The following is a 13,781-nucleotide window of genomic DNA, read 5'->3' on the forward strand; positions in this document are numbered from 1 at the left end:
CTGATGGCGCCATCGCCAACTACACCGTTACGTGCTGGCTGGCCCGGCCCGCTGCTCCTGACGTGGGACGACCTCACCACGGCGACGGCAGCCCTCGCTCATCAGGTGGCGGCCGCAGGGGTGCCGCAGGTGGTGGTGGGTATCGTCCGCGGCGGCATGATCCCCGCCGCGTGGCTCGCCCACCGGCTCGCGATCCGCGACGTGCGGGCCGTTGAGGTCACCCGCACCACCAGCGACGGCATCAACGCCGCGAAGAGCACGGTCCCCACCGTCCGTAACCCCGCGTCGCTCGGCGACCTCACGGGCCTGGACGTCCTGCTCGTCGACGACATCGCCGGCAGTGGCGTGACCCTCGCTGACACGGCCCGAATGATCCACGACCTCGGCCCCGCCCGGGTGCGCACCGCGGTTCTCGCGGTGAACCGGGCCAACTGGCCGCAGAGTTCCGACCCCCACCACGACATCGACTGCATCGCCTCGCTGACGGACACCTGGGTCGTCTTCCCCTGGGAGGAGCAGCATGAGCGCTGAACTGGAGCACCCGGCCGGACGCGCCACGGATCGGTGGGAGCCGGGCACGACGGCCCCTGCCTTTCCCGGACCCCGTGCCGCTGTCGGCCGTGTCCTGCCGTTGTGGGTGAGCGTCGAGGGTCTCAACGGGGTGGGCAAGAGCGAGGCGATCCGTGTGGTTGCGGCCGAGCTGGGCCCGCGGTGCCTGCGGCTGAGCGAACTGACGGATAAGGAAGGCGACACGCTGCCGAGCCAGGTGATCGCGGCTCTCCGCGCGACGGGGGACGTCTTCCTCCGGACGGGGCATCCCGTGGTCGAGACCCTGGCCTTCCTCGCCCTGAAGGTCCGCGAGTACGAGCGCCTGAGCGAGAGCGACTTGTCCGGCGTGGAGGTGATCCTCGAAGACCGCGGCGTCGACAGCACGGCCATCTACCAGGCGGTGATCCTGGCCGCCCAGCACCCGGGCGTGCAGCCGATGGCACTGGCGGAGCGCATCCTCGTGACGATGGCCCCGTGGCGTCCCTCCCCCGACGCGACGGTCCTGCTGACCGGTGACCGGAACACCGCCACCAGCCGGTTCGCCGCCCGGACCGGCCAGCAGCTCGACGGCCGGGATCTGGCAGTGATCGAACAGGCCGAGGTCCTCTACCGCGACTTCGCCATCGCTCACCCCGACCGGTTCATCGTTCTGGATGTGGACAGCTACAGCCGGAACGAGAGCTCGAAGGCACTCCTGGCGGCCGTGGAAGACCTGATCCAGCGGCGGGAGACTGTCCATGCGTCGTGACATCACGCTCCTGTGGGGCTTGCGCTCCCGCTGTGCCGTGGCCTGCCTGTACTGCTACTTCGGCACCGTGGAGGAGCACAAGGCCAGCCCGCCGGACCAGCTCGGCATCCTGTCGCACATCTCCCGCAACGACCTGAGCCGGGATCAGATCACCGCGTTCGCGCGGACCCTGGAGGACTCCCCGGTCGAGCGGGTCGTCATCGCCGGCGGCGAGCCGCTGGACTGGCCCGCCGCCCTGGACCTGATTGAGATCATCAAGAACGCAGGATGCGAGGTGGTCATCGCCACCAACGGCATCCCCCTCACTCGACCTGGAATCGCCGAACGTCTCGTCGAGCTTCAGGTAGATGGCGTATCCGTATCCATGGACAGCGTGGACGCGGCCTCCAACGACCGCCTGCGGCCCTCCCGCTCGGGAAAGTTCGGCCACGCCGACGTGGTGGCCGGCATCCAGGCACTGCTGCGGGCCCGCGGCACCGGCCCGGCGCCGCGGGTCGGGATCTACAGCGTGATCATGAGGCCGACGCCGCAGGAGATCACCCAGGTAGCGCGGATGGGCGCCGACCTCGGCGTGGACTACTTCGTGCCACAGCCGATCTCCCTGGCACCCGGTCACAAGCTGTTCGATGAGCTCGCGCACACACCCGAGGACACGATCTCCGTGGCTCAGGAGCTGGCCCAGCTGCAGGCTGACCCGGCGGGCCTGGAGGTTCCCTCTCCCGGCTCCATGTTGCGCTTCGTCTCCGCGATCTCCACCCAGGCCAGCGGTCGTGTGCAGGAGTGCTTCGGCGGTGCGCGGCTGTTCTTCATCCAGCCGGACGGCTCGCTGTGGGACTGCCCGTCCGATCGCCGGATCGCCGCGACCCCCGCCGAGCGGCGGCGCACGATCGCCGGGGCGGACGCCCGGACGTTGTTCGACGGGCGGCCCCCGTGCACGGACTGCTCTCACTTCAGCCGGGACTGCGTGAACATGTGGCCCTTGGTCCTGGACATGCCCCGCCTGCTCAATAAGGAGGCCAGCCGGTGAACCTTCCCCCGGCCCCCGACAGGGCGCCGCTCCTCCAAGAGATGACCGCCAGCCTGTCGGCCATGCCCGACCCGGCGGCCTCCGGCCATCTGCGCATGTTCGAGGACGAAGCCGCGCACGCTCTCGGCACCGCGCACGCGGTCGCCGTGTCCTCAGGTACCGCAGCCGTGCACGCCGCGCTGTCCGCCTGCGGGATCGGACCGGGGGACGAGATCCTCGTCCCGGCGCTCACCGTGATCATGACCGTGGCGCCCCTTCGCGCACTCGAGGCCACGCCGGTGTTCGTCGACAGCGACCCGGCCACCCTGGACCTGGACTACGAGGACGCGGCCCGGAAGGTCACCGCGCGGACCCGGGCGATCATCCCGGTCCACCTGTGGGGCCGGATGGGAGATCCCGGCGCCCTGGCAGCGTTCGCGTCCGAGCACGGACTCGCGGTCGTCGAGGACGCGGCCCAGGCCGTCGGCACCGTCCGGAACGAACAGCTGGCCGGCGCGGTCGGCATGGTCGGCTGCTTCAGCATGAAGGACGGCAAGATCCTGTGGAGCGGCGAAGGCGGGTTCCTCACCACTGCCAGCGGCCAGGTCGCCGAGCACGCGCGCGCCTTCCGCAGCCACTGGCAGCCCGCCCCGCCGGGAGAGGCCCCGCACAGCCGTCTGGCAACCAACTCCCGCCTCGCCGCACCCCTGGCCGCCCTCGCCCTGGCCAACCTCCGCCGCCTGCCCGACCTGATCGAACGGCGCCGCGCCCAGACCCGCTACCTCCTGAACGCCCTGGAGCAGGTCCCCGGACTAACCGCCCTCGCTCCCGGCGCGGATGAGGAGTGGAACGGCTTCTCCCCGCTGCTGCACATCGGCCTGCCCCGCGCCCGGGCATTCGCCGAACATCTCGCGCAGCAGGGCGTGCCGAACTCCACCGGCAGTTTCCGCCTCGTGCCCTGCGACACCCGGCCCCCGTTCCCTACGCCGGAGCAGCCGTGCCGGGGCACGGCCGAGATCCTCGACCGCACACTCGCCATCGTCCTTGCCGAGGGCGACACCCAGGCCACCCTCGACCACTACGCCGACGTCGTCGCCCGGGCGGCGGCCGCCGCGTGGGCACCGTGACCACCGACCGGGGAGCCGGCACCGCCGGACCCCTCCGCGACAGCCGCTCCGGCGCCCTGTCCTCGTCTCCGAAAGGATTCCCGCCCGTGACGATCACTTCGGTACGCCACGCGTGCACCCGCGGCCCGCTGATCTCCGCCGAAGGCCTCAACGGGGTCGGCAAAACCTACCTGACCAACCGCGCCGTCGAAGCCCTCGACGAGAAGCCTCTGATGCTGGACGAATTCTCCCAGTGGGCGAACGGGCGCCCCGGACTGGGCGAAGCCCTGCTCCAGGCGCTACGCGAGGCCAGCACCGGCGACCCGTTCCTCCGCGGGGGCACCCCCATGGCCGAGGCTCTCCTCCTGATCGCCATCAAGCGCCATGACTTCGACACCCTGCTCCCCGACCTGGCCGGCGGGCGCACAGTCGTCGAAGGCCGCAGCGTCGACACCACGGCGGTGTGCCAGGCACTGCTGCTGCACCCCGACCACCCGGACCAGGCCCTGGAGGCCGCCCTGGCCCTGCTCGACCTCGCCTCCTTCTACCGGCCACTGCCCGATCTCACGATCCTGGTCACCGACGACGCCGACCAGGCCCTCGCACGCGCGCAACGCCGCGACCGGCGGGTCTTCACCCCCGAGCAGGCCACATTCATGCGCAAAGCGTGCGCGCTGTTCGAACGGGTCGCCGCCACCGATCCGGCCCGCTACCGCGTCATCGACCGGCGCGTCATCGACGAGTACGAGGCGGCCGCGCAGATTCGGGACTGGATCGGCGGCGCCAGCCCCGGCCTGGTCTGCCTGTGTGAGCCGTGGGCGGGCGAGGGGGCGCCGTGCATGTGCTGCGGACACCGCGCGGAAGCGGTGACGGTATGAACGAGACGACCCTCCCACCGGGCAGCCCGAACCCCACCCCCGGCGTGAGCTGCTCGCCGGCCATCCCCGACGGCATCCTGGCCGTGATCTTCGACTTCGACGGAACCCTCGCCGACACGACGGTCAACCAGGAGCAGTCGCTGCGGACGGCACTCCAGCCGTACGGACTCGGCCTGGACACGGACTGGTTCCACCGGCACTTCGGCCTGTCCATCCACGACCTGCTCGCCGCGCTGCCGGGCGCACGGCAGCTGCCCCACGACGAGATCATCCGCCGGAGCCGCGCCCACCTCCTGGCCCACATGCACGCCATCGCCCCCATCGCGTGCAGTGTCGCGCTCTTACACGCGGCGCGCGAAGCCCGGCTGCCCTGTGCCGTGGCGTCGGCGGCCAGCCGCATCCTCGTCCATCCCGGGATCGAGGCCCTGGGCCTTAGCCCCCAGTTCGAAGCCGTCGTCACCCGGGAGGACGCCGCCCGCGGCAAGCCCGCCCCCGACCTGTTCCTGGAGGCCGCCCGCCGCATCGGCATCCCGCCAGAGCGCTGCCTCGCCGTGGAGGACGCCCCGGACGGCATCGCCTCCGCGCTAGCCGCCGGCATGCACGTGCTCAGGGTGATCGACGGCCACTTGACCCCCACCTGCGCGAGCGCCGCGGACACTGCGGGCCTGCCATCAGGGGCCAGCGCACCGATGCCGCGCGGCTGCGCGCTCGAGCAGGCCGCCGCCCTCAGCGGCCCCCCATGGGCCCCCGCGCCGCCTGCCGCCGATTCCGACCGGTGACGGCCCCAGCCGTCGCAGCAGAGGAGCATGATGCCCGTCCTCCACTCGACCAAGAACCTGAAGATCGCCACCCCTGTCACGGAAGACAGTGCGGGCGTCGGGATCTTCGAATACACCGACGCCTACACGGTGTTCCACTACGGCCGGATGCCGGACCTGATCCCCGGCAAGGGCGAGGCCATCGCCCGCATGGCCGCCTTCAACTTCGCCCTGCTGAAGGCGGCCGGCGTGCGGACCCACTTCCGCCGGTTCATCGCCCCCCACCACATCGAGTTCGATCTCGCCCGCGCTCCTGCCCCGGACGCCGTGCCCCTGGCCCCCGACGTCCGCAACACCCTGCTCCCCGTGCAGGTCCTTGTCCGCACCGAACTCCCGCAGGGCAGTTCCGTCCACCGCCGTCTCGCAGCCGGCACCCTCACCCCGGCTCAGGCTGGACTCAGCTCCCTCCCCGAGATCGGGGAGGAGCTGAAGGACCCGCTCGTCGAGTTCGCGACCATGCTGAACGACGTCAACGAGTACATCGACACGGCGGAAGCCCAACGCCTCACAGGTCTGGACGACGACCGGTTCCAAGCCCTGCTCGACACCACCGTCGCGGTCAACCGCGTGCTGACCGAACACGCGCGCACGGTGGGCCTGCGGCACTGCGACGGCAAACTCGAGTTCGTGGTGGCGGCCGACGGCGGCCTCGTGCTCGCCGACAGTCCCGGTACGCCCGACGAGAGCCGCCTGCTCTTCGACGGCGTGCACTGCGGCAAGCAGGTCCTGCGGAACTGGTACGTCGACAACGGGCTCGAAGTCCCCGTCAGTCAGCTGATCGCCGAAGGCGTGCCCCGACACCGCTGGCCCACTCCCACCTCACTGCCGGACGAGTTCCTGCCGGTGATGTCCGACCTCTACCGGTCCCTGAGCGAGACCTGGACCGGCGAGCGCCGGTGGAACGCGCCGGATCTTCCCGCGGCCACGGAGGCCGTGGCTCAGGTCATCGGGCGCTGACGAGAACCCACCCGGGCAGGCGCCGGTGCGTGCTCTCCTCGATGAGCAGGGCACGCACCGGCCGTGCCACCCAACCGAGATGAACGGCGGACGCATGGGCAGCTTGACCGACGACCCCGACTTCCGGGCAACGACGTTCGTGGTCGTCGACTTCGAGACGACGACGCCGACGGGCTACCCGGCGCAGCCCATTGAAGTCGCCGCTCTCGCCCTGCGCTGCCCGGACGGCGCGTGGACGGAGGCCGGCCGGAGTACCTCCCTCATCCGGCCGCCCGCGTTCGCCCCGGTGACACCGGCCGACACGGCCCAGACCGGCCTGACAGCGGCCGAACTGGCAGGCGCCGCGGACGTAGCTCACGTTTTGGGCGCCCTGGACCGGCGATTCACCCCTGGCGGCCGGTACCTGCTGGTGGCCCAGCACGCCGCAACCGAGGCGAACGTCATCCACAACGCCCGCGAGCACTGCCCGACCCTCTCCCGTGTCGACTTCCTCGACACCATCCCCCTCGCCAAGTACCTGGTCCCGGGTCTGGCGAACTACAAACTCGACACCCTCCTGGCGCACTTCGCCATCGAGCAGCCGGCCGCCCGCCACCGGGCCTACGCCGACGTCGACGTCACCGCGCAGGTGTTCCTCCGCCTCCTCGGTGCCGCGGACGACACCGCGCAGCTCGCCGACCTCGCCGCCCTGGTGAAGGTGGCGGGGCGCACCGCTAAGAGCAACATCCCTGTCCAGGGCGGACTGTTCGACATCTAGCCCGTCCGCCGGATGACGAGCCATGCAGTGCCACTCGCAGATTGGACGGTACGCATCATGACGATCAAGGAAAAGACCCACGGCGACGAGGTCCAGGTCCCGTTCTGGTTCGATCCGCTGTGTCCCTGGGCCTGGATTACCTCGCGGTGGCTACTGGAGGTCGAGCAGGTCCGGCCGGTGCGCGCCGACTGGCGGATCATGTCGCTCGCCTACCTCAACCTCGACCAGCGCGAGGGCAAGGGCCTCAGCGAGGACTACCAGAAGCTGATGAACACGGCCTGGGGGTCGGTGAGGGTCTGCGCCGCCGCCGCCGAGCACGCCGGCCGCGCCGTGCTGGGGCCGTTCTACACGGCCATCGGCACCCGGCTGCACAACCAGCGGCGCCGCGAGGATCCCACCGTCATCACCGAAGCCCTGGCGGAAGCCGGGCTGCCGGCCTCGCTGGCCGCGGCGGCCACCAGCACGGAGTTCGATCAGCGCATCAAGGACTCGCACCACGAGGCGTTCGACGAGGTCGGCCTCGACGTCGGGACCCCCGTCCTGCGGATCGCCGGCACGACCCTGTTCGGCCCCGTTATCACCCCGGCCCCCCGCGGCGAAGCCGCCGGACAGCTCTGGGACGGCCTGGTGATGGTCGCGGCGACGGACGGCTTCTTCGAGCTCAAGCGGAGCCGCAACGTCAAGCCGTCCTTCGACTGAGCCCACCGCGACCCGACCGGCTCCAAGGACACGCAGAACCCCCGGCCCCGCACCGCCGGTTCGGCCCGAGCGGATCCAGATCACCTCCACGCCCGCTACGTGCGGCACCCGACCACGAGAACGAGGAACCCGTTGGAGTACGACGCCCTCACCGGCTGGGACGACGACACAACCGCCGAGACCTACGCCGCCTTCACCCGCGCCTACCCCATGTACAGTGCCTCCAGCCGCGACCTGGCCGCGCGTGCAGGCCTCCCCCGCAGCCGTGTGATCGTCGATCTGTGCGGCGGCACCGGTACGACGGCCGAGGCGATCCTTGCCCTGGCGCCGCCCGACTCCACCGTCATCTCCCTCGACAGCTCCGCCGCCATGCAGAGGATCGGCCGCCGGCTTCTGAGCGACCCCCGGCTGGCTTGGGTCAACGCACCCGCCGAAGCTCTGGCCGACCATGTCCGTGCACGCAGCGTCGACGCCGTCGTGTGCAACTCGGCGGTGTGGAAGACCAACGTCGCTGCCGTGGTCGCCGCGGTGCGCCGTGTCCTGCGGCCCGGAGGCCGGTTCGTCTTCAACATCGGCGGCGCCTTCGCCGACGTCACCCACCCCGACGCCTTGCCCCCGCCGCCCCAGCCCTCCCTCAGCGTCCTGATCGAGCAGATCGCCACCCGGGACTACGGCATCGTCCTGCCGACGGCCGCCGTCCCCCCGAAGCTCCCCCTCCCCCTGGTCACCGGGCTGATGGCCGATGCCGGGCTGCACGTTGTCGCCACGGAGGTCACCGGCCAGCACACCACCATCGCTGAGAGGGCGGCCTGGCTGTCCATCCCCGTCTTCGCCCACCCCGAGGGCGCCCTCTCCTACGAGCAGAAGATGGCGATCCTCGCCGAGGCCACCGCCAAGACCAAGCCAGACGACGTCACGGTGACGAGCTGGCTCGTGATCGTCGCCGAGCTCCCGGAGGAGATATGACGCCGAACGCGCTTGCCCCGGCGTCATCTACGACGGCATCTTCCCTGTCCGCGCCACGAGAGCTGCCGGTGGCGGAGGGGTTACCTGATTCCGGTCGAGGTGGTGACCGCCCGCGCGATCCGGGGCCCGACGAGGCGCTCCGCCAGATACAGCGGGTACCAGGCGGCACCGGCTACCTCGGACTCCTGGATACGCCCGACCTCAGCATCGGCCGTCGTAAAGAGGTAGCCGAAATCCAGGTGGTAGTGGTCCGGCTCGCTCTTCGCGGGCCTGGCCGGCACCCGTCCGAACTCGACATAGACGGGGTGCGCGGAGACGGGGACGACCTGGCCGGGATCGATGCCGGTCTCCTCGGACAGCTCCCGCAACGCCGCGCCGACCAGCGTCTCATCAGTCGGCTCAAGATGCCCGCCCGGCTGCAAAGTGATCCCGTACGCGAGGTGCTCGATCAGAAGGACCTCGGCGCCGTCACGGATCAGCAGTGCGCCGGCGGTGACGTGCATCGGGAAGGTCCGTCGCGAGGCGAACCTCCGGCCTTCGGCCAGGAGCCGCAGTGGCTCCGCCAGTTGTCCGGCCTCCTGCGGGTAGCGCTCAAGGTAGGCGGCGAGCACTCCCGCGATGTCGGAGTCAGTGATCGCCACAGGTCATCGTCCTTCGTTCGGCCCGAGGAGGGGTCCCGCCCAGAGGGCCGCTCGAGGGCGGCCACCAAGCACGTGCACAGTCAGCTCCACAAGGGTCGTGGCGTACCGGAAGTCCCGCACTCTACAAGTCCGCCGGGCCCCAGACGCACCAACGCACCCATTGGCTTACGGCGCTTGGGAACCTCGGCGATTCGGCCAACCCCCCCTTTGCGCCAGTGCCGTTGCGGGAGCTGGGTCGGTGCAGATTCCACGGTTCCTCGAACGCCCTATCCCGGGACTTCAGGACCGACCGAAAAACGTGTGTTCGATATCAGGGCTGTGTCGTTGAGCCTCGCGAACCAGCCGTGACGACCGACAGGGGGATCGACTTGACCTCGGGCAGCACAGCCGCACAACCGAGCACGGACGAAGCAAAGGGGACTCCACCGGACAGCGGAGGTGCGGCGCAGGAGGAGGAGTTCCAATACCGGGACGCGTCCCGGCTCCAAGCCGGCGCGCAGATGACGACGACCACGATGGCGCGGCGACTGCCCGTGCTGGTGCGACGATCGTTGCGGATGGCGTGGGAGGTGGACCGGGGCGCGACGGCCGGGCTGCTCGCGTGCCAGATCGGCACCGGCGTGCTGGCCGCGCTGGGCCTGTTCGCCGTGACCGGGACCCTCACCGCGCTGATCTCCTCGGGCGACATCACCGAGCGGCTGCGGGAGGCGGCTCCGCAGCTGGCCGTCATCGCGGTGGCCGCCGGGCTGCGCGCCCTGCTGGGGGTCACGGTGACCTGGCTGACCGGGCGGCTGCGCCCGGTTCTCGCCCGGGCCGCGGAAGTCAGCATGGTCGAGGCGGCTCTCGGCGCCGAGGCCGCGGCGAACAACAAGCCGGGGTACAACGACCAGTACGACATCGCCGACCGCGGCGCCCAGGTCACTCCCGACCTCGTGGAGGAGGCTCAGGACGTTCTGGCCGCCACGGCGACCCTCGCCGCCGGTGCCACGGTCCTCACCGTGATCCACCCGATTCTCTTGCCTCTGCTTCTCCTGGCGTGCCTGCCGCAGGCCGCCGCGTACGTGCGCGCGGCCCGCGTCGTGTACCTCGCGGGCCTGGAGACGTCGGGGCGGCGGCGGATGCTGCACAAACTGCGCTGGCACATGTCCTACATGGAGTCCAGCGAGGAGATGCGGGCCTGCCTGGCCGGCCCCTTCCTCCTCGGCCGCTACCGGCGCCTGGCCGCCTCCGTCAACGTCTCCGAGCGCGAAGCCGCGAACACCGGGGCCTGGATGGGCCTGGCCGGGGCGGCGGCTGGCGGAGTCGCCTCGGCGGCGGTCTGGGCGACCCTGCTGTGGCTGCTGGTCTCCGGCCGGATGGACCTGGCGGCGGGCGGCGGCGCGGTCTTCGCGTTGCAAACGGCAACCGGCTCGGTGCGGGGCATCATCAACGGCGGGGCCCGGCTCGTGCGCACCGGCTGGTACGTGCAGGACTGGCAGAACTTCCTCGACAACGCGCACGGGCAGGCGATGGTGGCCTCGCGTGGCTCCGAGGTGCTGTCGGCGCCACCGGAACGGTTCGAGGTCCGCGACGTCACCTACCGGTACAACGGTGCGGAGGAAGACAGCCTGGCCGGGGTGTCGCTGAAGGTACGGCGCGGGGAGATCGTGGCGCTGGTCGGGGAGAACGGGTCAGGGAAGACGACGCTGTCCCGGCTGATCTGCGGTCTGCTGCTGCCGACCTCCGGGGATGTGGCCTGGGACCACAAGACCACCGCGCGGCTGGAGCCGTGGAAGGCGTGGAAGCACGTGGCGGTGGCACCGCAGCGATTCACATACCTGCCGCTGACCCTCCGCGACAACGTCACCCTCGGGCAGGGCGACACCAGTGACGCCGCGCTCATGGCGGCCTGCGAGGCGTCCGGAGCCGCGGAAATGCTGCCCGCCCTCCGTTCCGGCCTCGACACCCTTCTGACCAGCGAATGGTTCGGCGGCCACCAGCTGTCCGGCGGACAGTGGCAACGCGTCATCCTGACCAGGGCCTTTCACCGGAAGGCCAGCCTGCTGGTGATGGATGAGCCCACGGCCGCCCTCGACGCCCGAGCCGAGCACCACGTCTTCACCGGCCTGCGGGATCTAGCCAAGGACAGGGCCATCCTTCTGATCACACACCGCCTCGCCAACGTCGCTGTGGCTGACCGGATCGTCGTTCTCGACCAGGGCCGCCTGGTCCAGGAGGGGACGTACGCGCAGCTCACCCGCGACCCCGGGCTCTTTCGGACCCTGTGGGAACTGGAGCAGCGCACCGGCGGTGCGCCCGGTCCCACCAATGACTGAGTGCCCGCTCCTCGCGGGAGCGCGCCCTCCTCGCGCGAGTGGCCGCTGTAGACCGGCGTCGGCCGCAAGTTCCCCCGGGCACCACGGACCCCACTGAAGGTGAGAACGAAGTGCCGCTCAGCCACACGAAGATCCGCAAGACCGTCGAAACGTACCTTGCCCGTCATCCTGACGAACGGGAGTCGCTGGCGCCTCTCCTGGAGGGACTGGGCCGCGCTGAGAGTACCTTCGGCCGCTCGACGCTGCCCGGCCACGTCACGTGCAGCGCGGTGGTCATTTCTCGCGGCCGCCGCGTTCTGCACATCGCACACCGGGCCTCCGGCGGACTTTTGCTGGCGCCCGGCGGACACATCGAGCCCCAGGACCGCACCCCGCTCGCGACGGCCCTGCGGGAGCTGTCCGAGGAAGCCGGGATCGCGCCTGCTGCGCTGTGCCTGACCCCTCAGCTCCTCGGCTCCCCCATCGACATCGACGCCTCGCCCTCGAAAGGCGAGCCCCGCCCCCAGCACTACGACTTGCGATACGCCTTCTACGTCGTCGACGAGGAGCCTCCGACCGTGGCTCTGCAGGAGGAGAAAGTGTCCGGGGCGCAGTGGCTGGCGTTCGAGGACGTCACCTCACCGACGCTGCGCGCCAAACTCCTGACCAGCGGCCTCGATGGGCAGCCTGAGCCGGTCAACGCCTCCGCTCTCATTCACAACGGGCAGGGCTCGTACTTGCTGCAGCTCCGCTCGGCGAACCGGCCGATCTGGGAGCCCTGGGTCATGTCTCTCCCCGGCGGCGGGCGCGCGCCAGGTGATGAGGATCTCGAGCACACGGTGCGCCGTGAACTCGCCGAGGAGATCCCCGAACTGCACCTGGACGACGTGCAGCCGTATGCCGTGGAGGCGGCCACGAGCGTCGACGGCCTGCAGGTTCCACTCACCGTTTTCACCGGCGAGTGGCGTGGTGATCCCCGCGGGCTCCGCACCCACGAGGGGGTCCTGCTGCACTGGGCCGGGCCCGACGAACTCGACGAGCTGCGACTGAGCCCAGGCCTGGCGGACCTGATCCACCGCCATGCCACAGAGCATCCGGCCCAGATGGCGCCGGCCGACCCTGTCCCGCCGACATGGGACGGAGGGAGCAAGACCGTCCTCAACGGCGTCGGGGTGCACCTGTACCTCCAGGACACCGAGGGCCGGGTCTTGCTCGGTCTGCGCGATCCCAACAACCGCTACGCAGCCAGCACTTGGCACTTCCTCGCGGGCAGGTTGGAACGGGAGAGCGCCTCGTCGTGCCTCGTGCGCGAGGCCTTTGACGAGGCCGGTCTGATCATCGATCCCGCTTCCCTGGAGCTCGTCCATCTTGCCCACGTTGTCGACGCCCCAGGTGGACTGCCGCTCATGCAGCTGGTGTTCCGGGCCCATCGGTGGCAGGGCGTCCCGCAGTTGCGTGAGCCGGACAAATGTCAGGCCTGGCAGTGGTGGGATCCTAAGGCCCTGCCGGAACGGCTGGTGCCCTATGCCCGCACAGCAATCAACGGCGTCGCCGCTGGCCTCCTCTACAGCGAGATGGGCTGGTGACGGCGGACCTCACCCTCGTGGCCTCTGTCCGTCACGGGCCGCAGCCTGCCGCGCAGAGCGCCGTGGCGGCCATTCCGAGGTGTAGCGCGCGGCCCGACCCGGAATCGGAGAAGGCGCTCGCCCGGTTGGTGTTCAAAAGCACTCATATCCACGGTGCCCAGAATCTCTAGGGCTGCTGCCCACATATCGCGACACCTCAACTTCCGGTCGGGTCTGACCGGTCAGACCGCCAGCGTGGCCCGAAGGGGGTCTCTATGGATGGCCTCACGACACGACAGCAGGCACTCCAGCAGCCTTACCTTGTAGTGGCCAGGGGCTAAAGAGAGCCTGAGGGGCGGGGAGGGCGCCCTTGAGGGCTTGTTCGCACCCGGCTGTCTCTAGTGAAACCCCAGGTCAGAGCAACTTCTCTGAACCAACAGTGGCTGAAGGGGCTGAACCTTCAGGTTACTGAGGCTCTTGCGAGCGAGGGTATGCGGGCGCGCGTGATGTATCGATCCTAAGTGCGCGCCCGCGCGTGTGAAAGCTCCTGGCGGCACGATAACTTGGAAGTTCAGTCCCTTCAGCCACTGGCCCCATGATTGCAAAGCCTCTGACCTGCGTAAACATTCAAGGGGCGCAGGGGCGGAAGGCAGCCCCTGCGGAGCAGAACCAGTCCCTGCGCGGTGGTTTAGCCCCTGGCTTCGGGCGTGGTTGGGGTTGTCGGGTGCGGATCACTGTGAGGGCTGGCCCTTCGGAGAACTCTGGCTCGACCAACGGCGGATGCGTATCTGACACCG

At 70.2% G+C, this 13,781-nt stretch carries 13 protein-coding genes; 12 read left to right on the plus strand and 1 reads right to left on the minus strand.

What is annotated here, in order from left to right:
• The first annotated feature begins 3 nt into the window (after positions 1-3).
• The 10 genes from ABZ833_RS38660 (at position 4) to ABZ833_RS38705 (ending at position 8,484) form a co-directional block, all read left to right on the plus strand.
• A complete protein-coding gene (locus tag ABZ833_RS38660; protein WP_361057394.1) occupies positions 4-531 on the plus strand; it encodes a phosphoribosyltransferase family protein in 528 nt (175 codons plus the stop codon).
• Entirely contained in the window at positions 521-1,297 is a 777-nt protein-coding gene (locus ABZ833_RS38665) for a thymidylate kinase (RefSeq protein ID WP_361057397.1), read from the plus strand. Before ABZ833_RS38660 ends, ABZ833_RS38665 begins: the two co-directional genes overlap by 11 nt.
• The gene (locus ABZ833_RS38670) at positions 1,287-2,324 is read left to right on the plus strand and encodes a radical SAM protein (RefSeq protein ID WP_361057400.1); all 1,038 of its coding nucleotides are present in this window, start codon (positions 1,287-1,289) and stop codon (positions 2,322-2,324) included. Before ABZ833_RS38665 ends, ABZ833_RS38670 begins: the two co-directional genes overlap by 11 nt.
• Positions 2,321-3,430 carry an aminotransferase class I/II-fold pyridoxal phosphate-dependent enzyme gene (locus tag ABZ833_RS38675; RefSeq protein WP_361057403.1) on the plus strand — a complete coding sequence of 370 codons (1,110 nt, stop codon included), beginning with the start codon at positions 2,321-2,323 and terminating at the stop codon, positions 3,428-3,430. The genes ABZ833_RS38670 and ABZ833_RS38675 overlap by 4 nt, the downstream gene beginning before the upstream one ends.
• A gap of 86 nt (positions 3,431-3,516) precedes the next feature.
• Entirely contained in the window at positions 3,517-4,287 is a 771-nt protein-coding gene (locus ABZ833_RS38680) for a thymidylate kinase (RefSeq protein ID WP_361057406.1), read from the plus strand.
• Complete coding sequence (locus tag ABZ833_RS38685) at positions 4,284-5,066, plus strand: HAD family phosphatase (RefSeq protein WP_361057409.1); 783 nt, start codon at positions 4,284-4,286, stop codon at positions 5,064-5,066. Before ABZ833_RS38680 ends, ABZ833_RS38685 begins: the two co-directional genes overlap by 4 nt.
• A 27-nt stretch (positions 5,067-5,093) precedes the next feature.
• A complete protein-coding gene (locus ABZ833_RS38690) occupies positions 5,094-6,062 on the plus strand; it encodes a phosphoribosylaminoimidazolesuccinocarboxamide synthase (RefSeq protein ID WP_361057412.1) in 969 nt (322 codons plus the stop codon).
• Positions 6,063-6,156: 94 nt separating this feature from the next.
• The gene (locus ABZ833_RS38695; protein WP_361057415.1) at positions 6,157-6,819 is read left to right on the plus strand and encodes a 3'-5' exonuclease; all 663 of its coding nucleotides are present in this window, start codon (positions 6,157-6,159) and stop codon (positions 6,817-6,819) included.
• Between the two features lie 57 nt (positions 6,820-6,876).
• Positions 6,877-7,518 carry a DsbA family protein gene (locus ABZ833_RS38700; RefSeq protein ID WP_361057418.1) on the plus strand — a complete coding sequence of 214 codons (642 nt, stop codon included), beginning with the start codon at positions 6,877-6,879 and terminating at the stop codon, positions 7,516-7,518.
• A 132-nt stretch (positions 7,519-7,650) separates the two neighbouring features.
• On the plus strand, positions 7,651-8,484 hold the full coding sequence (locus ABZ833_RS38705; protein WP_361057421.1) for a class I SAM-dependent methyltransferase: 834 nt from the start codon (positions 7,651-7,653) through the stop codon (positions 8,482-8,484).
• Positions 8,485-8,564: 80 nt separating this feature from the next.
• Here the strand turns inward: ABZ833_RS38705 and ABZ833_RS38710 are convergent, their stop codons facing one another.
• Positions 8,565-9,125, minus strand: a complete 561-nt coding sequence (locus ABZ833_RS38710) for an NUDIX domain-containing protein (RefSeq protein ID WP_361057424.1) — start codon at positions 9,123-9,125, stop codon at positions 8,565-8,567.
• 344 nt (positions 9,126-9,469) lie between these two features.
• Between ABZ833_RS38710 and ABZ833_RS38715 the strand changes: the two genes are divergently transcribed.
• Positions 9,470-11,440, plus strand: coding sequence for an ATP-binding cassette domain-containing protein (locus ABZ833_RS38715; protein ID WP_361057427.1), 1,971 nt, complete (start codon positions 9,470-9,472; stop codon positions 11,438-11,440).
• A 110-nt stretch (positions 11,441-11,550) separates the two neighbouring features.
• Positions 11,551-13,005 (plus strand): NUDIX domain-containing protein, encoded by a 1,455-nt coding sequence (locus ABZ833_RS38720; RefSeq protein ID WP_361057430.1) that lies wholly within the window; start codon positions 11,551-11,553, stop codon positions 13,003-13,005.
• The last annotated feature ends 776 nt before the right edge of the window (positions 13,006-13,781 follow it).

The organism is Streptomyces sp. NPDC047525 (assembly GCF_040643025.1).
Classification (GTDB): domain Bacteria; phylum Actinomycetota; class Actinomycetes; order Streptomycetales; family Streptomycetaceae; genus Streptomyces; species Streptomyces durmitorensis.

Coding starts and splice junctions, on each gene's coding strand:
- ABZ833_RS38660 (WP_361057394.1), top strand. CDS start 4: ATGGCGCCATCGCCAACTACACCGTTACGTGCTGGCTGGCCCGGCCCG.
- ABZ833_RS38670 (WP_361057400.1), top strand. CDS start 1,287: ATGCGTCGTGACATCACGCTCCTGTGGGGCTTGCGCTCCCGCTGTGCC.
- ABZ833_RS38700 (WP_361057418.1), top strand. CDS start 6,877: ATGACGATCAAGGAAAAGACCCACGGCGACGAGGTCCAGGTCCCGTTC.
- ABZ833_RS38685 (WP_361057409.1), top strand. CDS start 4,284: ATGAACGAGACGACCCTCCCACCGGGCAGCCCGAACCCCACCCCCGGC.
- ABZ833_RS38665 (WP_361057397.1), top strand. CDS start 521: ATGAGCGCTGAACTGGAGCACCCGGCCGGACGCGCCACGGATCGGTGG.
- ABZ833_RS38695 (WP_361057415.1), top strand. CDS start 6,157: ATGGGCAGCTTGACCGACGACCCCGACTTCCGGGCAACGACGTTCGTG.
- ABZ833_RS38690 (WP_361057412.1), top strand. CDS start 5,094: ATGATGCCCGTCCTCCACTCGACCAAGAACCTGAAGATCGCCACCCCT.